Here is a 22,105-nt window from a genome sequence, read left to right on the forward strand (position 1 = left end):
CGGTCAAGCGTACAGGCTCATGATGATGCTGGTGGTGGTGTCGGCGCTGCCGTCGCTGCTCAGCAGGCTGGTGCGCCAGTCGGTGGACGCGCTGGTGTCCGGGTTGGCCATGTCGTACTGCGTCAGGTAGCGCTTGATGAAGGTCTCGCGGTACTTGGAATCGTTGAGCTTGGTGATGTCCAGGCGGCTGGTGATCGCCGCCGCCTGGGTCTCCACCGGCTGCACGGCGATCTGCTGCGGCAGGCCGAGCGTCGAGGTCACCACGTCGCGCAGGATGGAGTCGCCGAGGATGTTGTAGACCGACGAGGTCGCGCTGGTGATGTACTTTTCGAAATAGCGGGCCTTGCGGACGGCGATGTTCTCGGTGCCGATGGAGGTCTCGAACTTCGCCTGCTTGTAGGCGGCGATCAGCGCGTCCTGGGTGGACGACTGCTTCAGCGTGTCGACGCCGGTCTCGGCGAGTTGCAGCGTCTCCGCCGCCTGGGCGTAGCGCTTGTCGCTCAGGCGGTTCATCACCGCGTTGCTGTCGCTCACCTTCTCGGTCAGGATGCGCCGCATCTTGCCGGCGTACTGCTCCTCGCCGGCGAGGTTGGTGGCGGTGGCGAGGAACGACAGCAGCTTGTAGTCCTTGAACAGCTCGTCGACGCTGCTCACCTTGGCCACCGCCTTCTTGAAGTAGTCGATGTCCTTCTGGATGTTGGACGTCTTCTCGAAGGTGGTCTGCAAGGTGGCGCTGCTGGTCGCGTACTTCTGGTACGTGATGATCGACGAGACGGACATGGCGGGGTGCCCCGGTTCGAGGGGCACGGAAATGCCCCTTCACCGGGTTGGACGGTGCCGGCCGGGGGGCTCCTGCGCTGGCGGCGTGAATTTTCTCGTGGGGACAACCCGTGTGAACCCTGTTGCCCGCAAGGATCAGGATTTCCACAGCACTGCGCCGCCCTTGCGCGCCATCTTCGACCAGTCCTTGGCGAAGTAGGCGAAGTCGCGGCTCGGACGGCCGAACAGGTAGCCCTGGCCGAGCGTCACCCGCAGCTCGTTCAGCAGTCGGGCGTGGTCCGGCTCCTCCACCTGCTCGCCGATGAGGGTGAGGTCGAGCTGGAGGCAGACGTCCACCATGGAGCGCAGCATCGCCATGTCGCGCGGGTTGCCGGCGGCGCCGCGCACGAACTTGCCGTCGATCTTGGCGTAGTCCACCTGCAGCCCGTACAGCGACTGGAACGAGGTGGACCCGGCGCCGACGTCGTCCAGGCAGATACGGAACCCGGCGGAGCGCAGCTTCTGCAGCACGTCGTTCAGCGTGCCGATGTCGGAGACCACCACCGTCTCCGTCACCTCCAGCAGCAGCTTCCTCGCCAGGTCGCCGTAGGGCTCGGTCACCGCCTGGAACTGGCGCAGGAACAGCGGGCTCATCAACGTCTTGGCCGACAGGTTGATGGCCACGTCGGGCAGCTTCGGCTCCAGATGGTAGGCCTTCAGCGTGTCCAGCACCGACTGCGTCAGCAGCAGGTCGAAGTCGTAGATCAGCCCGACGTCCTCGGCGAAGGTGATGAAGTCGGCGGGCGACGGCATGCCCTCCAGCCGCGTCAGCGCCTCCAGGTGGTGGACGTCGCCGCTCTCCAGGTCGACGATGGGCTGGTAGACGACGAAGAAGTCGCGCTTCTCGATGGTCGCCCGCGCCCGGCCGATGCGGTCCACCGCGTCGGAGAGCATGCGCTGCGCGCCGTCCTCCAGCGAGGCGATGGTGAACTCGCCGCCCTGCGCCGAGGCGAAGGCCTGCACCGTGTAGACCAGCGCCCGCGCCGCGTCGGCGGCGTCGAGCTGCGAATCGGCCATGTCCAGCGACCAGCTGCGGATGCCGCCCTGCAGGTCGCCGCCGGCCTCCTTGATGATGTCGGCGATGTGCGTCTGCACCTCGTCGCCGTCCACGTCCGCCGTGTGCACGATGCCGAAGCGGTCGGCGCCAAGCTGGCCGGCGCTGTCGCCGTCCGCCGAGATGCCGCGCAGGTACGCGTCGATGCCTTGCCGCACCTCGGCCGCGGCGCCCTCCGGCATGGTGTCCACCATGCCTTGCAGGCCTTCGATCAGCAGCAGCGTCAGGCCGTTGTCCAGGCCCTTCTCGCGCGCCTGGACGATGCGGTCCTCGAGGATGGCGGTGAAGGTGTGGTTGTCCAGCAGCTGCCCGGCGGCGCCGGGGCCGACCGCCGGCGCCTCGTGGCGCGGGCCGGAGGCCAGCAGCACGGTCAGGAACAGTGATCCCGGGCAGGATTCCAGCCGGCAGCCGCCGAGCAGCGCCGGGAAACGGTGCCCGTCGAAGCCCTGGAACACCACGCGCGCCGGCTTGATGCGGGTCTTGTCGACGATGCGCTTGAGCAGCACGTCGAGGTACTTGCGGTCGGTCGGCGCGACATGCTCGTGCAGGCCGCTGCCGACCAGCGAGGCGACGTCGTGCTGCGTCAGGCGGCAGCGCGCGCCGGCGGCGAACAGGATGGTCCCCTTGGGATCGGTCTCGATCAGCAGGTCGGCGGCGGCGAAGGCGAAGCCGACGAAGCGGTCGCGGTCGCGGCCGGTCGGCTGCGGCCGGGCGGCGGCCGGCGCGGGCTTGGCGGCACGGCGCTCCACGCCCCGCGGCGGGGCTTCGGCGGCCGGGGTGGCCGGCCGGAGGGGCAGTGCGTCCGCGTTTTGCGCCATGAAGCTTTGAATTTAGATAAAAGTTGGTCAAGCACGCACAATGATGGCGCAGAGCGTACCGTTGATATTCATTTTACGAAAGTCCGAAGAATCACCGAAGCCCGCGGCCGGCTGGTCGCGGGCTTCGGCACCCGGTCATCAGGGGGCGACGGAAATCCGGTCAGGAACGGCGCGGAAACACGCGGTTGACGTGGCCCATCTTGCGTCCGGGGCGGGCTTCGGCCTTGCCGTACAGGTGCAGGTGGGCGTTCGGTTCAGCGACGATCTGTCGCCACCGCAGCACGTCGTCGCCGATCAGGTTCTCCATCTCGGCCTCGAAGCGCAACTCGGTGGAGCCGAGCGGCAGGCCGCAGACCGCGCGCACCAGCTGCTCGAACTGGCTGGTGGCGCAGGCGTCCATGGTCCAGTGGCCGGAGTTGTGCGGGCGCGGCGCCATCTCGTTGACCAGCACGTGGCCGTCGGGGGTGACGAACATCTCCACCGCCAGCAGGCCGACGACGCCCAGCGCCTCGGCCAGCGTGGTGGCGACGCGGCCGGCTTCGGCGGCGGTGCCGGACGACACGCGGGCGGGGGCCAGCGTGCGGTCGAGGATGCCGTTCTTGTGCCGGTTCTCCACCACCGGGTAGGCGGCGGTGCGGCCGTCCACCCCGCGGGCGACGATCACCGACACCTCGCAGGTGAAGTCGACGAAGCCCTCGACGATGCCGGCCTCCGACCCGATGGAGTGCCAGGCCTCGGCCGGGTCGGTGCCCGGCCCGATCACCGCCTGCCCCTTGCCGTCGTAGCCGAGGCGGGTGGACTTCAGGATGCAGCGCGGGCCGATTGCGGCCACCGCCGCCGCCACGTCCCCGGCGCTCGACGCCGCGCGCCAGGGCGCGGTGGCGATGCCCAGGGCGTTGGCGAAGGACTTCTCCTGGATGCGGTCCTGCGCCACCGCCAGCACCTTGGCGCCGGGGTGCACGGGCACGAGGGAGGCCAGGAACCCGACCGTATCGACCGGGACGTTCTCCCACTCCAGCGTCACCACATCGACCGCCCCGGCGAAGGCGGCCAGCGCGTGGCGGTCCGTCCAGTCCGCCACGGTCATGGCGTCGGCGACCTGCCCGCAGGGGCTTCCTTCCGCGTCGGGGGCGAAGACGTGCGTGCGGTAGCCGAGGTTGGCGGCGGCCAGCGCGGTCATCCGGCCGAGCTGCCCGGCGCCCAGCATGCCGATGGTCGAGCCGGGGGCGAGCGTGTCCATGGCGTCAGGCCGGCTCATCGACGGGGGCTTCGGCGACCGCCGCGGTCTGGCGGGCGCGCCACGCGTCCAGCGCCCCGGCGACCTTGGGATCCATCAGCGCGATGACCGAGCCGGCGAGCAGCGCGGCGTTGATGGCGCCGGCCTTGCCGATGGCCAGCGTGCCGACCGGCACGCCGCCCGGCATCTGCACGATGGAGAGCAGGCTGTCCATGCCCTTCAGCGCGTGGCTCTCGACCGGCACGCCGAACACCGGCAGCGGGGTCATCGAGGCGGCCATGCCCGGCAGGTGGGCGGCGCCGCCGGCCCCGGCGATGACGACCTTGAGGCCGCGGTCGCGGGCGGTGGTGGCGTACTCGACCAGGCGCTGCGGCGTGCGGTGGGCGGAGACGATGCGCACCTCGTGCGGCACGCCCAGGGCCTTCAGCGTGTCGGCGGCGTGCTTCATGGTCGTCCAGTCGGACTGGCTGCCCATGATGATGCCGACCAGCGGCGCGGAGGAGGACGGTTCGGCGGGCGAGTGGACCGACACGGGGGCGCTTTCCAAGGGTGTTTCGGAAAGCCGGGCATTATAGGAAGGTCGCGCGCGGAGTCCAGCGGCGCTTAAATCCCTCTCCCGCCTCTCGCGCAAACCGAAGGTTTGCGCTGACGGCGTCAGGCGAATGCCCTTGGCATTCGCCGAAAGCCCCGGGAGAGGGTGGCCGCGCAGCGGCCGGGTGAGGGTACCGGCAAGGATCCTTGGTTTTACCCTCACCCTCCCGCTCTACGAGCGGGCCCCACCCTCTCCCGGGCGGGAGAGGGGCAAACTACGCGATGATGTCCGGCAGCATCCGGCTCTCCAGGAGCGCGATCTGGTCCTTCAGCGCCAGCTTCCGCTTCTTCAGGCGCTGCAGCTGCAACTGGTCGAAGGGCGCGCGTTCCGACAGGCGCGTGATCACGTCGTCGAGATCGCGGTGCTCGCTCCTCAAGTCGGCGAGTTTCTGCTTCAGCATTTCCTGTTCGTTCATCGGCCGGCGTGAGGGGCTGCGCGAGATCGGGCGGGGCGGCGGCGACTATAGCAGAAAACCCGGCTGCGCGCATGGTGAAACCACTGCCCGTGCAGCCGGTTAACGCATGCGTGGCATTGCGGACTGCCCGCGATCTTGCAAGACTGCTCCTCGGACACCCGGGCGCCCGCCCGCTCTCGCGACACGGGATACGATCATGACGGCAACCAAGCGCATCGGCATCCTCACCAGTGGCGGCGACTGCGCCGGCCTCAACGCGGTCATGCGCGCCGCGGTCCATCGCGCCACGCTCACCTACGGCTGGCAGGTGCTCGGCATCAAGGAAGGCACGCAGGGCCTGCTGAAGCGCCCGGTGCAGTACCAGGTGCTCGATCTGCCGCAGGTCGACGGCAACATGATGCGCATGGGCGGCACCATCCTCGGCACCACCAACCGCGGCGACCCCTTTGCCTATCCCATGGGCGACGGCACCTTCAAGGACCGCTCGGACGAGATCATCGGCGGCTACCGCGAGCTGGGGCTGGACGCGCTGATCGGCATCGGCGGCGACGGCAGCTTCGCCATCCTGCGCAAGATCGCGCAGAAGGGCGGCCTCAACCTGGTCGGCGTGCCCAAGACCATCGACAACGACCTCGGCGCCACCGAGGTGTCGGTCGGCTTCGACACCGCCGTCGGCGTCGCGGTCGAGGCGCTGGACCGCTTGCAGCCCACCGCCGCCAGCCACGCCCGCATCATGGTGCTGGAGGTGATGGGGCGCGACGCCGGGCACATCGCGCTGTCCGCCGGTATCGCCGGCGGCGCCGACGTCATCCTGATCCCGGAGATCTCGTACTCCATCGAGAAGATCGCCGAGAAGATGCGGCAGGTCAAAGCGAGCGGCCGCAACTTCGGCCTCGTCGTGGTGTCGGAGGCGGTGAAGACCGCCGACGGCGGCGAGGTGAAGAAGGTCTTCGAGGACGGCGAGAAGCGCTACGGCGGCATCGGCGACTACATCGGCGAGAAGCTCGCCCGCGCCACCGGCGCCGAGACGCGCGTCACCGTGCTCGGCCACGTGCAGCGCGGCTCGCCCCCCAGCCCGCGCGACCGCCTCGTCGCCTCGGCCTTCGGGGTGCACGCGGTGGACCTGATCGCCGAGGGCAAGTTCGACCGCATGGTGGCGTGGTCCAACCGCGGCGTGGTCGATGTGCCGATCGAGGAGGCGATCGCCGCCTACGCCAGCGTCGATCCCGAGGGCACGCTGGTCAAGACGGCGCGCGGCCTGGGCATCAGCCTGGGGGATTGACGGCGGCTACCGTTCGGCGACGCGGTCGGAGGGGCCGTCCTCCTCCACCCGCGCCGGGCGGCCGACGTAGAAGGCGGTGCAGCGCTTGCCGCCGGCGATCCGCGTCAGCGCCGCCTGCCAGACCTCGCCGCGCGGGGCGTAGATCGTCAGCGACAGCGTCTCGATGTTCGGGCGCAGCTCGTACCCGTCGATGGCGGTGTTCGGGTTCTTGGGATCGAAGATCGCCTGCGGCACCGTGAGCGTGCGGCCGTCGCCGAAGTCCAGCTTGACGTCCTGCGCCCAGGGGCAGCCGTTGCCGCCGCCTTCCGCGGCCCGCGCGCCGGACGCCAGAAGTGCCGGGGCCAGCATCAGCGCCGCTGCCAGCGCGGCGCGCACCCACACCCGTATCCGCACGATGCCCCCGATCCTGGTTTCCTTTCGCAGTGCACAATAAGGCACCGCCCCCGACCGCCGCAAGCGGTCGGAGAGTGGGGGCTGCCCATGTCACAAGGCGGGGCTGCGCTCTAATCGAACACCGGCACGAAGGCGGCGGTGTGCGGGTCGATGACCCAGAGGTCGCCGGTCTCCAGGTCGAACCACCAGCCGTGCAGGTGCAGCGTGCCGGCCTCGACCCGTTCGCGGATGAAGGGGAAGGTCATCAGGTTCTCGACCGAGCCGCGCACCGCCGCGCGCTCGACCAGGTGCGGCGATTCCTGCAGCCACGCGGCGGAGGCCTCGCGCTCGCCCTGGGTGTCCTCGCCGTTGGCCGGGGCGAGGAAGCGCTCGCACGCCGACTGCGCGATGGAGACCCACGGCGCGATGAAGTCGCCCGGCGGCTGCTCGCCGGACTGCATGCCGATCAGCCCGCGGATGCCGCCGCACTGCGCGTGGCCGAGCACCACCACGTGCCCGACCTCCAGCACCCGCACGGCGTACTCGATGGCGGCCGAGGTGCCGTGGTAGTGGCCGTCCGGCTGGTGGGGCGGCACCAGGTTGGCGACGTTGCGCACCACGAACAGCTCGCCCGGCTCGGCCTGGGTGATGAGCGCCGGATCGACGCGCGAGTCCGAGCAGCCGATGAGCAGCACTTCGGGCTTCTGGCCCTGCTCGACCAGCATCCGCATGCTCTCGGGGTACTTTTCGTAGTAGCGGGCGCGGAATCCCTTGATGCCGGCCATCAGCCGGCGGATCGCCCCATGTGGCACGGTGAGAGGCATTGGCGGCGGGTTCCTCTGCGGTGCAGCGCACCCTTGGGGTTTAGTGCAAAATGCCGGGCATTCCAAGCATCCCGCTCAGGTTTCGACGATTTCCGGTTGCGGCGTCTCGCCCCAGCGCCGCACCCGGCCGGAGTCCAGCCCGAACAGGTCGAGCGCCCGGCCGACCGCGTGGTCGATCAGGTCGTCCAGGCCCCTAGGCTTGGCGTAGAAGGCCGGCACCGGCGGGGCGATCACCGCGCCCATCTCGGCCAGTTGGGTCATGGTGCGCAGGTGGCCGACGTGCAGCGGCGTCTCGCGCACCATCAGCACCAGCGGCCGGCGCTCCTTCAGCGTCACGTCGGCGGCGCGGGTCAGCAGGCTGGAGGTGACGCCGGTGGCGATCTCGCCCATCGAGCGGACCGAGCAGGGCGCCACGATCATCCCCAGCGTGCGGAAGCTGCCCGACGCGATGGCCGCGCCGATGTCGGCGGGGGAGTAGGCAACGTCGGCCAGCGCCCGCACGTCGGCGGGCTTCAGGTCGGTCTCGTGCGCCAGGGTGACTTCGGCGGCGCGGCTGAGGACGAGGTGGGATTCCACCCCGATCCGGCGCAGGGTCTCCAGCAGGCGGACCCCGAGGATTACCCCGGACGCCCCGCTGATTCCGACGACCAGACGTGGAGATTGGCTCATCCCGCTCATGTAGCGCACGCTACCCCCTTCGTCCAGTATGGCGGACGCGTCCTTGATTCGCTCTACCGCTGGTAACAAGATGACCGATCCCGCGTCATATCGGGTCATATGTGCCAAACTTTCCGAAGGAGGGCAGTCATGACGTTTGAGGACCGGATCGAAACCCTGCGCGTCAAGCACCAGGCACTCGAAGCCGCACTCAAGCTGGAATGTCAACGGCCTCACCCGGACGATTACACGCTTGTCCGGATCAAGAAGGAAAAGCTGCGCCTGAAGGACGAGATGTCCCGGCTGGCGCGCGCCTGACCGGGCGCTCATTCGGAAACGAAAACGGCGCGTCCGGGGACGCGCCGTTCTGTTTTTGGGACTGCGAAACGCGGCTCAGTGCTCCGCGTGCTCGGAGTAGGGGGTGTCCTCCCCGCCGTCCACGTCGGCCTCGGTGTCCGCCTCGGCCTCGGTCTCCTCGCCGGGCTCGACCGGGCCGCGGTACTTGGCGGCGATGGCCAGGGCCTCCTCCAGCTCGCGCTGGGTGCACAGGCCCAGCAGCACCGGGCTGCGCGGCTTGATGTTGGCGGCGTTCCAGTGCGAGCGCTCGCGCACCGCGGCGATGGTCGGCTTGGTGGTGCCGATCAGGCGGCTGATCTGGGCGTCCGACAGCTCGGGATGGTGCTTGATGACCCAGGCGATGGCATCCGGCTTGTCGCCACGCTTGGTGATCGGGGTGTAGCGCGGGCCCTTCGAGCGCGCCACCGGCGCCGGCAGGTCGGGGACCAGCAGCTTGAGGCGCAGGTCGGGGTTCTTCTCGCAGCGCTCGATCTCGGTCTTGGTCAGCTGGCCGTTGGCGATCGGGTCGAGCCCCACCATGCCGACCGCCACCTCGCCGTCGGCGATCGCCTGCACCTCAAGGTGATGCAGGCCGCAGAATGCGGCGATCTGCTCGAAGCTCAGCGCTGTGTTCTCGACCAGCCACACGGCCGTCGCTTTCGGCATCAAGGGCAGTGCCATCATCCCTCCTGACAAACTCAAGGCCGTACCGCGACCCGCCGGTGGGTGCGATCTCCGGCCTGCCTTCCAGTCTTGCGGACCGCTTTCCCCCCATATGGGAGCGCGGCCCGCTTATGTAAGCGTACGCGGGGTCGGCGCCGGACATCCGACGCCGCTTTCCCTGCTAACCCGACAGGAAGGCTTTGGCAAGCCCGCGGTTCCATTTGCACGGGCAGACAGCGTAAAAAATAGTCGCCTATAGCGGTTGCTCCACCGTCAGCACGATCTTTCCGACGTGCGCGCTCGACTCCATCAGGCGGTGTGCCTCGGCGGCCTGCTCCAGCGGGAAGGTGGCGTGGATCAGCGGCTTGACGGTTCCCGCCGCGATCAGCGGCCAGACCTTGGCGCGCAGCTCGCCGGCGATGCGGCCCTTCTCCTCCACCGACCGGGCGCGCAGCGTCGAGCCGGTCAGCGTCAGCCGCTTCAGCATCACCGGCATCAGGTTCAGCGTCGTCTTCGGCCCGCGCAGGAAGGCGATGGAGACGTGGCGCCCGTCCGGCGCCATCGCCTCGATGCTGCGCTGGACATAGTCGCCGCCGACCATGTCCAGCACCACATCGACGCCGCGCCCGCCGGTCGCCTCCTTGACGATGGCGACGAAGTCCTCCGTCTTGTAGTCGATGGCGCGGTCGGCGCCGAGCCGTTCGCAGGCCTGGCACTTCTCCGGGCTGCCGGCGGTGGTGAAGACGGTGGCGCCGAACGCCTTGGCCAGTTGGATCGCGGTGGTGCCGATGCCGCTGGAGCCGCCGTGCACCAGGAAGCGCTCGCCCTTTTGCAGGGCGCCGCGCTCGAACACGTTGGTCCACACGGTGAAGAAGGTCTCGGGCAGGGCGGCGGCCTCGACCATGCTCAGGCCCTTCGGGACGGGCAGCACCTGCGGCGCCGGCACCACGCAGTACTGCGCGTAGCCGCCGCCGGCCACCAGCGCGCATACCGTGTCGCCCGTCGCCCAGTCCGTGACGCCTTCGCCCAGCGCCACGACGCGGCCGGCGATCTCCAGGCCCGGCAGGTCGGAGGCTCCCTTCGGCGGGTCGTACTGGCCCATGCGCTGCAGCACGTCGGGGCGGTTGACGCCGGCGGCGTGCACCTCCACCAGCACCTCGCCGGGGCCGGGGACCGGCGCCTCGCGCGTGGCCGGGCGCAGCACCTCCGGCCCGCCGGGCTGGCTGATCTCGATGCAACGCATGCTGTCGGGCCGTGCGATTCCCATGGTCTCCCCCTTCTCCGTCGTGCCGGCAGAAGGTAGAACTGGTCATCACCGCTGGCAAGACGGGGAGGACGCCATGGCCTTGGACACCGACGAGCTGGAGCCGCGCAAGCCGAAGCCGGCGCTGAAGGACCTATCGACGCTGTCGGTGGGCGAGCTGAAGGACTACATCGCCGGCCTGGAGGTGGAAATCGCCCGCGCCCGCACCTTCATCGACGCCAAGGAAGCCCACAAGAACGCGGCGGAGGCGTTCTTCAAGAAGGGGTGAGTGAACGCGTTGCCCCCCATCCCAGCCTTCCCCCGCTGGGCGGGGGAAGGAGCTTGATTCCCTCCCCCGCCCAGCGGGGGAGGGTTAGGGTGGGGGGTGAGCGTTCTACCGCTCCGCCACCAAGTCGCGGTAGCAGTGCCAGGTCGCATGCCCGATCAGCGGGAAGGCGATGGCCAGCCCGACGAACGCCGTGGCAATGCCGGCGGCGGTGAACAGCGCGATCAGCGCCGCCCACACCAGCATGGCCCGGCCGTTCTGCCGCACCGCGTCGACGCTGGTCGCCATGGCGGTGAACACGTCGGTCTCGCGGTCCAGCAGCATGGGCAGCGACACCGCACTGATGGCGAACACGGCGGTGGCGATCACCGCGCCGACCGCGGTGCCGGTCAGCAGGAACGGGATCGTCTGCGACGAGAAGAAGATGCGGGTCACCAGCTGGTCGAGCGCCGGCGGCTCCGCCGAGAAGAAGATCGCGAAGACCAGCAGCGCCACCCGGATCCAGGCCAGCAGCGCCAGCATCAGCACCACGCCCATGGTGGCGATCTGCGTGCCGTTGCGGTGATAGGCGCCGAGTACTGCGCTCGGGGTCACCCGCTCGCCGCGCTCCAGCAGCCGGCTGCTCTCGTACAGCCCGACCGCCAGCACCGGCCCGACCAGCATGAAACCGGCGGCCATCGGCAGCACCAGGTAGTGCATGTGCAGCATGGCCAGCCCGGCCACCAGCACGAAGCTGGAGCCCACCGCCAGCGCGCCGTAGAAGGCGCTGATCAGCGGGGCGGCGCACATGTCGCGCCAGCCGGCGGCGAGCCACGCCCAGGGGCGTTGCGTGTCGATGGGGCGCACGCGTGGGGTGGCGGACGGGGGCGAGGTGGCGTGGAGGCGGTGCGAGGCGAGGTCGACCATGGTGTGATCTCCTGACCGTGTGGCGGGACAGGCCCATTCCTTGAGGTCAAGATAGCAAAGCGCCGCACCGTGCGCCAGATTGCCGCACCTCCGGACAATCCGCGCACCCCATTGAATCCGCGTGGATTTTTACCCTAGTACGAAAGAGTCCTATGGCCTATGCCGTTCAGTCCTCGCGCTTCTTGCCGTCGAGGTCGCGGCGCTGGCGCTCCTCCTCCCGGCGGCGGGTCTGGGCCTCGGCCTTGGGACGGCCGAATCGGACGCGGTTTTCCTCGGCCTGACGCTCGCGTTCGGCCTTCGCCTGCGCCTTGCGGTAGCGGTTCAGGTTGACGATTTCTCCCATGGGTGCGTCCTCCCGGCGTTCGAGGCGCCGCTGGCGGCCTCGTCGCGGCCTTGCCGCGGGAATGCCCAATTTGCTTGTTCTCTGCGGGACGGATACCTTAGCGGAAGACGACAGGGGCGAGAAGCCTCGCGCACCGCCGAGGCGGCTTTGGGGACGGTGGAGATCCGGTGAAGAAGACGCTCATCACGCTGCTGATCCTCGCCGTGGTGCTGGTGGCCGCGGTGCTGGCGGTGCCCAGCTTCATCGACTGGAACAGCTACAAGGCGGAGATCGCCGGCCGCGTCGGCGCCGCCACCGGCCGCACGGTGGAGATCCGCGGCGACATCCGGCTGTCGCTGCTGCCGCGCCCGGCGCTGTCGGTGCGCGATGCCCGCCTGTCGAACGCCCCCGGCGCGGCCGAGCCCGACATGCTCCGCCTCAAGGAGCTGGACGCCACCATCGCCTTCTGGCCGCTGCTGGAGGGCAAGGTGGCGGTGGAGAGCGTCACCCTGGTGGAGCCGGTGCTGGCCACCGAGGTGCTGCCCGACGGCCGCCTGAACTGGGACCTCTCCTCCGGCCGCGCCCCGGCCGCCGACACGGCGTCCCGGCCGGGCGAGGGGCTGGGCGGCGCGGTGCGCTTCGACGACGTGCAGATCCGCAAGGGGACCATCCTCTACCGCGACGCCGCCGGCCGCACCGAGCGGGCGGAAAACGTCGACGCCCGCGTCGTCGCCAACAGCTTGGTCGGCCCCTTCCAGGTGCAGGGCACCTTCGCGTGGCGCGGCGCGCCGCTGAAGGGCGAACTGATCGTCGGCCCGATCGTCGAGAACATGGCGGTGCCCCTGCGCACCACCGTCGGGCTGGCCGACGGCGACGCCACGCTGCGGCTGGCCGGCACGGTCGGCGGGCTGCTGTCGCTCAACCTGCGCGCCGAGGGCAGCGACCTCGCCCGCGTGGTGGACGCGCTGCGCGGCGACGGCGGGACGGCGCCGGCCGTGCTGGCGCAGCCCTTCGCGCTGCGCGCGGTGGTCGAGGCGGGGACGCAGGGCGGCTACGCCGTCAACGGGCTGGAGGCGCAGCTCGGCAACACGCGGGCCACCGGCACCGCCGGTGTGCGCCTGAAGCCGGCGCCCGACGTGACGCTGGCGCTGGCGGTCAACCGGCTCGACCTTGATGCCTGGATGCAGCAGGCGGCTCCGGCGCGCGCCACCAACGTCAAGGGCAATGGCGTCAAGGGCAACGGCCCGGCGCCGGCCACACCCGCCCCGGTGGAGCTTGCCCTTCCCGCCGACCTCACCGGCCGGCTCGACCTGTCGGTGGAGGGCATCGGCTACAACGGCGGGCTGGTCCGCCAGCTGCGGGTCGAGGCGGCGCTGGCCAACGGCACGCTGAACCTCGACCGCGTCAGCGCGCTGCTGCCCGGCGGCGCCGATTTCGTCACCGCCGGCGCGCTGACCGCCGCCGGCGGGCCGCCGAGCGTCGACCTGCGCGTCGAGGCCAACGCCGACAACCTGCGCGGCCTGCTCGACTGGCTGAAGGTCGATGCCGGTCGGGTGCCGCCCGACCGGCTGCGCAAGGCCTCGCTGTCGGCGCGCGTGCAGGGCCGGCGCGACAAGCTGGAGGTGACGGGCATCGACCTGCGCCTCGACACCAGCCGCCTGACCGGCGGCGTCGCCTACGTGGACCGCGGCCGGCCGGCCTTCGGCATCCGCGCCGAGGTGGACCGGCTGGTGCTCGACCCCTACCTGCCGGCCTTCCACCCGGCGGCGACCCCCGGCAACGGCGGCGCCGCCGACCCCAAGACCGGTCCGGTGCCGCCGGCCGTGGACCGGCTGCTGAAGACGGTCGACGCCAACCTCGACCTCACCGTCCAGCACCTCACCGTGCAGGGGCTGCCGATCCAGGGGCTGCACCTGGACGCCACCGCCAACGCCGGGGCACTGACCGTGCGCGAGGCCACCGTCGGCGACGCCGCCGGGGTGACGGCGCAGCTCACCGGCCAGATCGGCGGGCTGTCGCCGTTGCGCATCACGCACCTGACCTTCACCGCCGCGGCCGACAGCCTGACCGGCCTGCCGAAGATCGTCGCCTGGCCGGCCGGCGCCCCGGCGCCGGAGCGCATCGGTCCGGTCAAGGCGCAGGGCCGTCTGGCCGGCGACCTGGAACGGCTGGCGGTGGAGCTGAACCTCGCTGCGGCCGGCGGCACGCTGGACGTCGGCGGCGCCGTGACCAACCTGCAGCGCACCGCCGGCGCCGACGTCAAGCTGCGCGCCACCTATCCGGAGACGGCCCGCCTCGTCGCGCTGTTCGGCGACGGCGTCAAGCCGGCGCGCGAGATCGGCGGCATCGACCTCTACGCCGAGGCCGCCGGCTCGGCCAAGGCGTTCGCGCTGAACAACCTGCAAGGGCTCGTCGCCGGCACGCCGGTGCGCGGCGGCGCGCAGGTCGACCTGGCCGGCGCCAAGCCGCGCGTGCAGGCGGAGGTGCAGACCGGCGACCTCGACGTCGACCAGTTGCTCGCCGGCCCCGCCGCGGCCTCGCGCCGGCCGGCCGGTGTCCCGGCGGCGCCGGGCGCCCCCGCGGCCGACGCCGAGCGCTTCGACCTCGGCTGGATGCGCGGCTTCGACGGGAAACTCGGCCTGACCTCGGCGGCCATCGTCGCCGAAGGCTGGCGGGTGGAGCGGCCGGCGCTGCGCGCCAGCCTGGAGAACGGCGTGCTGACGCTGGACCAGCTCGACGGCGGCGTGCTCGGCGGGCAGGTCGGCGCCACCGGCCGCGTGGCGGCGGGGGAGGGCGGCGGTGCCCAGGGCGAGCTGAACGTCACCCTGGTCAAGGCGAAGCTGGCCGAGGCATTGGGCGGCGGGGCGGTGGACGTGGCCGGCGGCACGCTGGACCTCGACGTCGAGCTGAACGCCGCCGGGGCGAGCCGCGCCGCGCTGATGCAGGGGCTGTCCGGCAAGGGCGCGCTGCACGCCCGCGACGGCATCGTGCGCGGCTTCGACATGGGTGTGCTGCGCGACCGGCTGACCCGCGTCGACCGGCCGCAGGACGCGCTGCCGGCGGTGCTCGGCGCGCTGCAGGGCGGGCAGACCCGCTTCGCCCGGATGGACGGCAGCTTCGCCATCCAGCGCGGCGTGGCGCGCACCGAGGACCTGCGCCTGATCTCCGAGGCCGGCGAGGCCACGGCGGTCGGGCAGGTCGACCTGCCGGCGCGCACCGTGGACATGCGGGTGCGCGTCGCCGCGCGCGCCGATCAACCATTGCCGCCGGTCAGCCTGCGCCTGAGCGGCCCGCTCGACCAGCCGACCCGCGCCTTCGAGATGCAGGAGGTGCAGGAGTTCCTCGCCCGCCGCGCCGCTGAGGCGGTGGTGGACAAGATGGCGCCCCAGGTTCCGGAGCTTCCGCTGCCGGGCGGCGGCACCTCGCAGGAGACGATCCGCGGCCTGTTGGACGGCCTGAAGCGTTGAGCGGGTGACAAAGCCGCCGCCGGACGGCATTCTGCTGGCCTAACCAACAATTGGGGAGGGCGGGGGATGCTGAAGGGCAAGGTGGCGGTGGTCACGGGATCCACCAGCGGCATCGGGCTGGGGATCGCGCGGGCGCTGGGGCAGGCCGGGGCGGACCTGGTGCTCAACGGCTTCGGCGACGCCGCCACCATCGAGGCGCTGCGCACCTCCCTGGCGTCCGAGTGCGGCGTGCGCGTCGCCTACCACGGCGCCGACCTCGCCACCGCGGACGGCGTGGAGTCGCTGATCCGGCACGCCGAGGCGGCGCTGGGCGGCGTGGACGTCCTGATCAACAACGCCGGCATCCAGTACGTGGCGTCCATCGAGGAGTTCCCGGTCGAGCGCTGGGACGCGGTGCTCGCCATCAACCTGTCCGCGGTGTTCCACGGCACGCGCTGCGCATTGCCCGGCATGAAGGCGCGCGGCTGGGGCCGCATCGTCAACATCGCCTCGGCGCACGGCCTCGTCGCCTCGGTCCAGAAGGCGGCCTACGTGGCGGCCAAGCACGGCGTGGTCGGCCTGACCAAGGTCACCGCGCTGGAGACCGCCGGCACCGGCGTCACCTGCAACGCCATCTGCCCGGGCTGGGTGCTGACGCCGCTGGTGCAGAAGCAGGTGGACGCGCTGGCCGCCGCCAAGGGCCTGGACGACGCGGCGGCGCGCGCCGATCTGCTCGGCGCCAAGCAGCCGTCCGGGCAGTTCGTCACGCCCGAGCAGCTGGGGGCGCTGGCGGTGTTCCTGTGCTCCGACGCGGCGGCGCAGATGACCGGCGCGGCCTTGCCGATGGACGGGGCGTGGACGGCGCAATAGGGCTTGATGAACATCAAGCCCGCAGGCGGCTCGAGGCTCCATACTGCCGCCACCATGCAGAACGGGTGGACGGTATGAAGACGAGTCTCGTGGCCGCCGCGCTGGCGGCATCCCTGGTGTTCGGCCCTGCCCTGGCGCAGGAGGCGAAGAAGCCGCCGCAGATGCGGGTGATGGACCTGCTGATGCTGGGCGAGGGCACCGTGGTCGGCACGGTGAAGCGGGTGGGTGCCAAGTACGTCGCGCTCAGCGACGGGCAGCAGACGGTGGACGTGACCAGCAAGGAGTTCGTCTTCGACGGTCTGAAGGAAGGCGACCGCCTGACCGTGACCGGCACCGCCAGCCACGGCACGCTCAAGCCGACGGAGATCCTGAAGGCGGACGGCACGCCGCTGCCGAAGCGGGCGGGGAAGTAGGGGGCGTGCTTGCCCCCACCCCTGCCCCCTCCCCCGCTTCGCAGGGGAGGGGAATAAGCGCCCTCCCCTGCGAAGCGGGGGAGGGAGGGGACCCGCGCCGCAGGGCGCGGGGAGGGTGGGGGCAAGTGAGCCGCGTTACGCCGCCCGCACCTTGTTGAGGAACCCCGTCACCTCGGTGCGCAGCATGTCGGCCTGACGGGCCAGCTCGCGCGACGCGGTCAGCACGGCGTCGGCGGCGCTGCCGGTCTTGCCGGCGGCGGTCGTCACCTCGGCGATGTTGCGCATCACCTCCTGCGTGCCCTCGGCGGCGTGATTGACGTTCGAGGCGATCTCGCGGGTCGCCGAGCCCTGCTGCTGCATGGCGTCGGCGATGCCGGTCACCGTGTGGCTGATGGTCGCCACCGCGTCGGAGATCGTGCGGATGGCGTCCACCGCGCCGCTGGTGGCCGACTGCATCTCCGACACCTGGGCGGAGATCTCCTCGGTCGCCTTGGCGGTCTGCCCGGCGAGGTTCTTCACCTCGGTCGCCACCACGGCGAAGCCCTTGCCCGCTTCGCCCGCCCGCGCCGCCTCGATGGTGGCGTTGAGGGCCAGCAGGTTGGTCTGCTCGGCGATCTCCTGGATCAGGCCGACCACGTCGCCGATGCGCTGGGCGGCGGTGGACAGGCCCTGCACGGCCGAGTTGGTCTGCTTCGCCTTGTCCGCCGCGTCCATCGCCGCCTGCGAGGAGGCGGTGAGCTGGCGCGAGATCTCGGCGATGGAGGCCGACAGCTCCTCGGCCGCCGCCGCCACCGTCTGCACGTTGCTGGTGGCCTGCTGCGAGGCGCTGGCGACCGCGGTGGACTTCGCGGTGGTCAGCGCCGCGTCCGACGACATCTCCTGCGCGTCGCGGCCGAGCGCGCCGGCCGAGGTGGTCAGCGTCTGCACGACGCCGGACACCGCCTGCTCGAAGCCGTTGGCGAACTCGTTCATGGTGCGGCGGCGGTCGGCGTCGATCTGCCGGCGCATGCCCTCGCGCTCCTCCTCCATGTGCCGCATCTCCAGCGCGTTCTCCTTGAACACGCGCAGCGCGTCGGCCATGTGGCGCATCTCGTCCTTGCGGTCGGAGGCCGGGATGTCCACCGACAGGTCGCCCTCGGCCAGCTTGTCCATGGCGTGCGTCATGGCGTGCAGCGGCACGGTGATGGCGCGGTCGATGAACCAGGCGAGCAGGCCGCCCAGCACCAGCGCCACCAGGGCGCCCAGCGTGATCACCAGCGTGGCGTTGGCGCGGCCCTCCTCGCGGTCGTCGCGCTGCATGGAGACCAGCCGCGCCGTCTGGTCGCTGACCGTGCCGGCGGCCTTGGCCATGGCGGCCGACGCGGTGCGCTGCGCCTCGGCGGTGGCGACCAGGGCGGCGAATTCCTTGTCGAAGGCCTGGGCCGCGGCCTTGGCGCTGGCGATCATCGCCTTGCCGCCGGCGTCCACCAGCAGCTTGCCGGCCTGCTCGGCCAGATCCAGCGTGTCCTTCACCGCGTGGGTGGCGCTGGCGCGGGCGACGGCGTCGCCCTTCAGGCGGTAGTCGCGCTCGGCCAGCATGGCGGCCTGGGCGCTCTGCATCATGCGCATGGCGACGCCACGCAGCAGCACCGCCTCGTTCACCTCGGCTTGGGCGAAGTTCGCGGCGTCCTGCAGCGCGCCGGAGACGGCGACCTGGTTGTCCTGCATCTCGCGGACCAGCGCCTGCACCTGCTCGGCCTGCTTCTCCAGCACCTCCATGCGGGCCTGGAAGGTCACGGCGTCCTCGCCACGGGTGGACTGGCGGGTCTGCTCGACGATGGTGTCGCGGTAGGCGCGCACGGCGGCGGCGATGTTCTCGCCCAGCTCCTCCTCGTTGGTGCCGGCCACCTCGCCCTTCAGCGTCTCGGCGTGCTCCAGCAGGCCATCGAGCACCGTCACGGTGGCGTCGGCGGACGTCCGGGCGCGGGTGCGGGTGAACTCGCTCTGCAGCCGGCGGGCCTCCAGCAGCTGCTCGATCATGCGGTCGGCGCGGGCGGCGGTCTCGCGGCTGTGCTTGGCGTTGGCGGTGGCGTCGTTCAGGCTGACCAGGTTTTGGTCGTAGCGCTCGGACTGCTCCTTGCTGATCTTCTCGGCGACCTCGCGCAGCTCCTTGGCGCGGGCGGCCATGGTCTCGGTGCGCTTGTTGGCCTCGCCGTCCTGCGCCACGAAGTTGGCGAAGGCGCTGCGGTAGCCGTCGATGCCGCCGAGGATGTCGTCCACCAGCTTGATGCCCTCGGCGCCGTCCAGCGCGGCGCGGGTGTCCTGGGCTTCCTTGCGCAGGGCGTCCAGCATGCCGGGGACCGCGGCCGCCGCCTTCGAGTCGCGTTCGGTGACGAAGCGCGCCTCCTCCAGCCGGACGTTCTTCAGCCGTGCGTCCAGCTCCGCGGTGTGGGACGCCAGGTCCACGCGCCCCGCGTAGGTCCGCAGACTGTTCCAGCCCACGAAGGCGACGGCCACCGTCAGCAGCAGCACGGTCGCGAAACCGAGCGCAATACGCGTACCAATGGTCATAACTGCGGGCTCCCCCCGGGGTGTGCGACTTGTGCCGCTCTTTACTGTAGTGTGAAACGGTTAATGTCTGGTTTTACATACGACGCAAAGCCGCAGGAATCCAGGTTTCCGGCGCGCCGGTGAACGGGCGGCGCGGCTCAGAAACGCTCGGCCAGCCACGGCCGCGGGCCGGCGAAGAGTTTCGCAGCCATAGCAATTCCGGCCTCCGAGCCCTGCAAAAGCCCCATCCGTGCCAGCGCCGCCGCGCCCAGGTGACCGGTGTAGAGCGGCGCCAGTGCGGCAACTGGTAGCACCACATCGGCTTGTTCTTCGTCATGCAGCGTCTCGACCTGCCCGCATCCGTTCGCAACTTTCAGGAGAAAATGACCGTGGTTGTGTGGCAGCAGCGGGTCGGCGACGTCCAGCACCAGCGTGCCTTCGACCCCCGCCGGGTAGCCGCGCGCGGCGAGCGCGCGTTCCACATCGACGACGCGGGCCAGCCACTCCTCCCAGCCGTCGATGGCGACGCCGGTGTCGGCCGCCAGGTGCACCAGCGGGTCCTCCGGCCCGCCCGGCCAGGTCACGCGGTCCACCTGGGCGCGGTAGCCGGCGAGGAAGCCCAGCGCCCGCTGCGCCGCGCGGTGGCCGTGCACGCACACGTCCACCACCGTCAGCCGCCGCTCGGCCGGGGGCCGCACCGCGACGTAGCCCTCCGGCCCGTCCGGCCCGTCGGCGACGTAGACGTCGGCCGCCTGCTCGTCGCCGGGCTTGAGCAGCAGCGTCCACTGCGCTTCGCCGCGCTCCGCCAGCCCGTTGCCGGTCCGCGCCTCGCGTTGCCGCAGCGCCGCCAGCAGGTCGGCGTCCAGCGGGTCGAGGCGTCGCAGCCCGTCCGTGGGGCCGCGCGCCAGCACCGCCGGCGCCGCGCCGTAGGTGACGGCGCTGCCGGCGCGGGCGTAGCCGAGCCTGGCGTAGAGCGGCAGCGTCGCGCCGTAGAGCACCGACAGCGCGCAGCCCGCGGTGTGCGCCTCGCGCAGCACCGCGCCCATCAGGGCGCCGCCCAGCCCGGCGCCGCGCGCCGCCGTCTCCACCGTCACCACCGCCACGGCGCGCGACGGCACCGGCCGGCCGCCGAACCACTGCGGCATGTCCCAGACCGCGGCGCAGCCGGCCGGCCGGCCCTCGTGCCGCAGCACCCGGAACACCCCGTCGCCGAACAGCGCGCGGTAGCGCAGCAGGTCGGCGCGCGGGATGCCGAAGCCCTGGCGCAGCAGGTGCGCCAGGGCGTCCAGGTCGCCGGGGACAAAGCGGTCGAAGGTCGGCACCTACAGCGCCTTCGCCTGCTCGCGCAGCACGAACTTCTGGATCTTGCCGGTCGAGGTCTTGGGCAGCGGCGCGAACACCACGGTGCGCGGGCACTTGAAGTGGGCGAGGTTGGCGCGGCACCAGGCGATGATCTCCGCCTCGGTGACGGTCGAGCCCTCCTTCAGCGTGACGAAGGCGCAGGGCGTCTCGCCCCACTTCTCGTCGGGCCGCGCCACCACGGCGGCCTCCAGCACCGCCGGGTGCTTGTAGAGCACGCCCTCCACCTCGATGGTCGAGATGTTCTCGCCGCCCGAGATGATGATGTCCTTCGAGCGGTCCTTGATCTGGATGTAGCCGTCCGGGTGCCACACCCCGAGGTCGCCGGTGTGGAACCAGCCGCCGGCGAACGCCTCCTGCGTGGCGCGCGGGTTCTTCAGGTAGCCCTTCATCACCGTGTTGCCGCGCATGAAGATCTCGCCCATGGTCTCGCCGTCCCTGGGCACCGGCTGGAGCGTCACCGGATCGGCGACCATCAGCCCCTCCAGCGTGGCGTAGTTGACGCCCTGGCGCGCCTTGATCGCGGCGCGCTCCTCCAGCGGCAGCTCGTTCCACTCTTCGTGCCAGGCGCAGATGGTCACCGGGCCGTACACCTCGGTCAGGCCGTAGACGTGCGCGACCTCGACGCCCATGCGCTCCATCTTCTCGATCACCGCGGCCGGCGGGGCGGCGCCGGCGGTCATCATCTTCAGGCCGGGCTTCAGCTCGCGGCGCTGGTCCTCCGGCGCGTTGCAGATCAGGCCCATGACGATCGGCGCGCCGCAGAGGTGGGTGACGCCGTGGTCGGCGATGCCGTCGTAGACGGCCTTGGCGGTGATGGCGCGCAGGCAGACGTTGGTGCCGGCCATGGCGGTGACCGTCCACGGGAAGCACCAGCCGTTGCAGTGGAACATCGGCAGCGTCCACAGGTACACGGGGTGGTGCGGCATCGCCCAGGTGGCGATGTTGCCCATGGCGTTCAGGTAGGCGCCGCGGTGGTGGTAGACGACTCCCTTCGGGTTCCCCGTGGTGCCCGAGGTGTAGTTGAGCGCGATGGCCTCCCACTCGTCCGGCGGCATGCGCCATGCGAAGGCGGGGTCGCCGGTCTCCAGGAATTGCTCGTAGGTCATCGCGCCGATCAGTTCGCCGCCCTTGGCCTGGGGATCGTCGATGTCGATGACGAACGGCCGGCGCGCGGGATCCAGCATCGCCACCGCCTTGGCCATCACGCTGGAGAACTCGCGGTCGGTGATCAGCACCCTGGCCTCGCCGTGGCCGAGGATGAAGGCCAGCGCCTCGGCGTCCAGGCGGATGTTCAGCGCGTTCAGCACGGCGCCGATCATCGCCGGGCCGAAATGCGCCTCGAACGCCTCAGGCGTGTTGGGCGCCATCACGGCCACCGTGTCGCCGACGCCGATGCCCCGTTTTGCCAGCGCCGAGGCGAGCCGCACGCAGCGCTCGTAGGTCTCCGCCCAGGTGCGGCGGACCGGGCCGTGGATGACCGCCGTGCGGTTCGGGAACACCGCCGCGGTGCGGCGCAGGAACGACAGCGGGGTCAGCGGCGTGGTGTTGGCCGCGTTCTGGTCGAGGTCGGTCTCGTACGGGTTGTGCGTGGCGCGCGCCATGGCGGTCCTCCCCTGGGCCGTGTTCTTCGTTATAGGGAGTCTTGCCAGAGAACCGGCG

21 protein-coding genes are annotated in these 22,105 nt (G+C 71.1%); 6 read left to right on the forward strand and 15 right to left on the reverse strand.

Annotation, left to right across the window (positions count from 1 at the left end; genetic code table 11):
* Nucleotides 1-3 precede the first annotated feature (3 nt).
* From TSO221_RS16410 to TSO221_RS16425, 5 genes are all read right to left on the reverse strand, one after another.
* Nucleotides 4-807 carry a DUF1217 domain-containing protein gene (locus TSO221_RS16410; RefSeq protein WP_146208832.1) on the reverse strand — a complete coding sequence of 268 codons (804 nt, stop codon included), beginning with the start codon at nucleotides 805-807 and terminating at the stop codon, nucleotides 4-6.
* Between the two features lie 108 nt (nucleotides 808-915).
* Complete coding sequence (locus TSO221_RS16415) at nucleotides 916-2,691, reverse strand: EAL domain-containing protein (protein WP_109119591.1); 1,776 nt, start codon at nucleotides 2,689-2,691, stop codon at nucleotides 916-918.
* A 160-nt stretch (nucleotides 2,692-2,851) separates the two neighbouring features.
* Nucleotides 2,852-3,949 carry a 5-(carboxyamino)imidazole ribonucleotide synthase gene (locus TSO221_RS16420; RefSeq protein ID WP_247878080.1) on the reverse strand — a complete coding sequence of 366 codons (1,098 nt, stop codon included), beginning with the start codon at nucleotides 3,947-3,949 and terminating at the stop codon, nucleotides 2,852-2,854.
* A complete protein-coding gene (gene purE / locus TSO221_RS35965; RefSeq protein WP_199229502.1) occupies nucleotides 3,936-4,403 on the reverse strand; it encodes a 5-(carboxyamino)imidazole ribonucleotide mutase in 468 nt (155 codons plus the stop codon). Before purE ends, TSO221_RS16420 begins: the two co-directional genes overlap by 14 nt.
* Nucleotides 4,404-4,734: 331 nt before the next feature.
* Nucleotides 4,735-4,935 (reverse strand): DUF465 domain-containing protein, encoded by a 201-nt coding sequence (locus tag TSO221_RS16425; protein WP_109119592.1) that lies wholly within the window; start codon nucleotides 4,933-4,935, stop codon nucleotides 4,735-4,737.
* Between the two features lie 196 nt (nucleotides 4,936-5,131).
* Here TSO221_RS16425 and TSO221_RS16430 point away from each other — a divergent pair, with 196 nt between their 5' ends.
* On the forward strand, nucleotides 5,132-6,217 hold the full coding sequence (locus TSO221_RS16430; RefSeq protein ID WP_109119593.1) for an ATP-dependent 6-phosphofructokinase: 1,086 nt from the start codon (nucleotides 5,132-5,134) through the stop codon (nucleotides 6,215-6,217).
* A 6-nt stretch (nucleotides 6,218-6,223) separates the two neighbouring features.
* Here TSO221_RS16430 and TSO221_RS16435 read toward each other — a convergent pair whose 3' ends face one another.
* The 3 genes from TSO221_RS16435 to TSO221_RS16445 all read right to left on the reverse strand — a co-directional run bounded on the left by TSO221_RS16435 (nucleotide 6,224) and on the right by TSO221_RS16445 (nucleotide 8,091).
* On the reverse strand, nucleotides 6,224-6,610 hold the full coding sequence (locus tag TSO221_RS16435; RefSeq protein WP_247878081.1) for a hypothetical protein: 387 nt from the start codon (nucleotides 6,608-6,610) through the stop codon (nucleotides 6,224-6,226).
* A 110-nt stretch (nucleotides 6,611-6,720) separates the two neighbouring features.
* Nucleotides 6,721-7,413: a carbonic anhydrase gene (locus TSO221_RS16440; protein WP_109119594.1), complete on the reverse strand. Its 693-nt coding sequence runs from the start codon at nucleotides 7,411-7,413 to the stop codon at nucleotides 6,721-6,723.
* Nucleotides 7,414-7,488: 75 nt separating this feature from the next.
* Entirely contained in the window at nucleotides 7,489-8,091 is a 603-nt protein-coding gene (locus TSO221_RS16445; protein ID WP_247878083.1) for a UbiX family flavin prenyltransferase, read from the reverse strand.
* Between the two features lie 129 nt (nucleotides 8,092-8,220).
* Here TSO221_RS16445 and TSO221_RS16450 point away from each other — a divergent pair, with 129 nt between their 5' ends.
* Nucleotides 8,221-8,388 carry a YdcH family protein gene (locus tag TSO221_RS16450; protein WP_109119595.1) on the forward strand — a complete coding sequence of 56 codons (168 nt, stop codon included), beginning with the start codon at nucleotides 8,221-8,223 and terminating at the stop codon, nucleotides 8,386-8,388.
* Between the two features lie 75 nt (nucleotides 8,389-8,463).
* On the opposite strand, the gene TSO221_RS16455 is transcribed toward TSO221_RS16450, so the two are convergent.
* A complete protein-coding gene (locus tag TSO221_RS16455; RefSeq protein WP_109119596.1) occupies nucleotides 8,464-9,087 on the reverse strand; it encodes a cell cycle transcriptional regulator TrcR in 624 nt (207 codons plus the stop codon).
* A gap of 235 nt (nucleotides 9,088-9,322) precedes the next feature.
* On the reverse strand, nucleotides 9,323-10,336 hold the full coding sequence (locus TSO221_RS16460; protein ID WP_109119597.1) for an NAD(P)H-quinone oxidoreductase: 1,014 nt from the start codon (nucleotides 10,334-10,336) through the stop codon (nucleotides 9,323-9,325).
* Between the two features lie 73 nt (nucleotides 10,337-10,409).
* On the opposite strand from TSO221_RS16460, the gene TSO221_RS16465 reads away from it, so the two are divergent.
* Complete coding sequence (locus tag TSO221_RS16465) at nucleotides 10,410-10,601, forward strand: DUF1192 domain-containing protein (RefSeq protein ID WP_348770267.1); 192 nt, start codon at nucleotides 10,410-10,412, stop codon at nucleotides 10,599-10,601.
* A gap of 105 nt (nucleotides 10,602-10,706) precedes the next feature.
* Here the strand turns inward: TSO221_RS16465 and TSO221_RS16470 are convergent, their stop codons facing one another.
* The gene (locus tag TSO221_RS16470; protein ID WP_109119598.1) at nucleotides 10,707-11,504 is read right to left on the reverse strand and encodes a DUF2189 domain-containing protein; all 798 of its coding nucleotides are present in this window, start codon (nucleotides 11,502-11,504) and stop codon (nucleotides 10,707-10,709) included.
* Between the two features lie 166 nt (nucleotides 11,505-11,670).
* Nucleotides 11,671-11,847 carry a DUF4169 family protein gene (locus TSO221_RS16475; protein ID WP_109119599.1) on the reverse strand — a complete coding sequence of 59 codons (177 nt, stop codon included), beginning with the start codon at nucleotides 11,845-11,847 and terminating at the stop codon, nucleotides 11,671-11,673.
* Between the two features lie 167 nt (nucleotides 11,848-12,014).
* Here TSO221_RS16475 and TSO221_RS16480 point away from each other — a divergent pair, with 167 nt between their 5' ends.
* From TSO221_RS16480 to TSO221_RS16490, 3 genes are all read left to right on the forward strand, one after another.
* Nucleotides 12,015-15,293 carry an AsmA family protein gene (locus tag TSO221_RS16480; protein ID WP_109119600.1) on the forward strand — a complete coding sequence of 1,093 codons (3,279 nt, stop codon included), beginning with the start codon at nucleotides 12,015-12,017 and terminating at the stop codon, nucleotides 15,291-15,293.
* 66 nt (nucleotides 15,294-15,359) lie between these two features.
* Nucleotides 15,360-16,142, forward strand: a complete 783-nt coding sequence (locus TSO221_RS16485) for a 3-hydroxybutyrate dehydrogenase (RefSeq protein WP_109119601.1) — start codon at nucleotides 15,360-15,362, stop codon at nucleotides 16,140-16,142.
* Between the two features lie 74 nt (nucleotides 16,143-16,216).
* Nucleotides 16,217-16,555 carry a hypothetical protein gene (locus TSO221_RS16490; protein WP_146208833.1) on the forward strand — a complete coding sequence of 113 codons (339 nt, stop codon included), beginning with the start codon at nucleotides 16,217-16,219 and terminating at the stop codon, nucleotides 16,553-16,555.
* Nucleotides 16,556-16,690: 135 nt separating this feature from the next.
* On the opposite strand, the gene TSO221_RS16495 is transcribed toward TSO221_RS16490, so the two are convergent.
* From TSO221_RS16495 to TSO221_RS16505, 3 genes are all read right to left on the reverse strand, one after another.
* Entirely contained in the window at nucleotides 16,691-19,105 is a 2,415-nt protein-coding gene (locus TSO221_RS16495; protein WP_109119603.1) for a methyl-accepting chemotaxis protein, read from the reverse strand.
* 137 nt (nucleotides 19,106-19,242) lie between these two features.
* A complete protein-coding gene (locus tag TSO221_RS16500; protein ID WP_109119604.1) occupies nucleotides 19,243-20,406 on the reverse strand; it encodes a GNAT family N-acetyltransferase in 1,164 nt (387 codons plus the stop codon).
* On the reverse strand, nucleotides 20,407-22,047 hold the full coding sequence (locus tag TSO221_RS16505) for an acyl-CoA synthetase (RefSeq protein WP_109119605.1): 1,641 nt from the start codon (nucleotides 22,045-22,047) through the stop codon (nucleotides 20,407-20,409).
* Between the last annotated feature and the right edge of the window lie 58 nt (nucleotides 22,048-22,105).

The organism is Azospirillum sp. TSO22-1, assembly GCF_003116015.1.
In the GTDB taxonomy this organism is placed as follows: Bacteria; Pseudomonadota; Alphaproteobacteria; order Azospirillales; family Azospirillaceae; genus Azospirillum.

Bases quoted from the DNA above. Each gene is read 5' to 3' on its own strand.
- TSO221_RS16415 (WP_109119591.1), bottom strand. From the start codon at position 2,691: ATGGCGCAAAACGCGGACGCACTGCCCCTCCGGCCGGCCACCCCGGCC.
- TSO221_RS16420 (WP_247878080.1), bottom strand. From the start codon at position 3,949: ATGAGCCGGCCTGACGCCATGGACACGCTCGCCCCCGGCTCGACCATC.
- purE (WP_199229502.1), bottom strand. From the start codon at position 4,403: ATGGGCAGCCAGTCCGACTGGACGACCATGAAGCACGCCGCCGACACG.
- TSO221_RS16425 (WP_109119592.1), bottom strand. From the start codon at position 4,935: ATGAACGAACAGGAAATGCTGAAGCAGAAACTCGCCGACTTGAGGAGC.
- TSO221_RS16430 (WP_109119593.1), top strand. From the start codon at position 5,132: ATGACGGCAACCAAGCGCATCGGCATCCTCACCAGTGGCGGCGACTGC.
- TSO221_RS16440 (WP_109119594.1), bottom strand. From the start codon at position 7,413: ATGCCTCTCACCGTGCCACATGGGGCGATCCGCCGGCTGATGGCCGGC.
- TSO221_RS16445 (WP_247878083.1), bottom strand. From the start codon at position 8,091: ATGAGCGGGATGAGCCAATCTCCACGTCTGGTCGTCGGAATCAGCGGG.
- TSO221_RS16450 (WP_109119595.1), top strand. From the start codon at position 8,221: ATGACGTTTGAGGACCGGATCGAAACCCTGCGCGTCAAGCACCAGGCA.
- TSO221_RS16455 (WP_109119596.1), bottom strand. From the start codon at position 9,087: ATGGCACTGCCCTTGATGCCGAAAGCGACGGCCGTGTGGCTGGTCGAG.
- TSO221_RS16460 (WP_109119597.1), bottom strand. From the start codon at position 10,336: ATGGGAATCGCACGGCCCGACAGCATGCGTTGCATCGAGATCAGCCAG.
- TSO221_RS16465 (WP_348770267.1), top strand. From the start codon at position 10,410: ATGGCCTTGGACACCGACGAGCTGGAGCCGCGCAAGCCGAAGCCGGCG.
- TSO221_RS16470 (WP_109119598.1), bottom strand. From the start codon at position 11,504: ATGGTCGACCTCGCCTCGCACCGCCTCCACGCCACCTCGCCCCCGTCC.
- TSO221_RS16475 (WP_109119599.1), bottom strand. From the start codon at position 11,847: ATGGGAGAAATCGTCAACCTGAACCGCTACCGCAAGGCGCAGGCGAAG.
- TSO221_RS16485 (WP_109119601.1), top strand. From the start codon at position 15,360: ATGCTGAAGGGCAAGGTGGCGGTGGTCACGGGATCCACCAGCGGCATC.
- TSO221_RS16490 (WP_146208833.1), top strand. From the start codon at position 16,217: ATGAAGACGAGTCTCGTGGCCGCCGCGCTGGCGGCATCCCTGGTGTTC.
- TSO221_RS16495 (WP_109119603.1), bottom strand. From the start codon at position 19,105: ATGACCATTGGTACGCGTATTGCGCTCGGTTTCGCGACCGTGCTGCTG.
- TSO221_RS16505 (WP_109119605.1), bottom strand. From the start codon at position 22,047: ATGGCGCGCGCCACGCACAACCCGTACGAGACCGACCTCGACCAGAAC.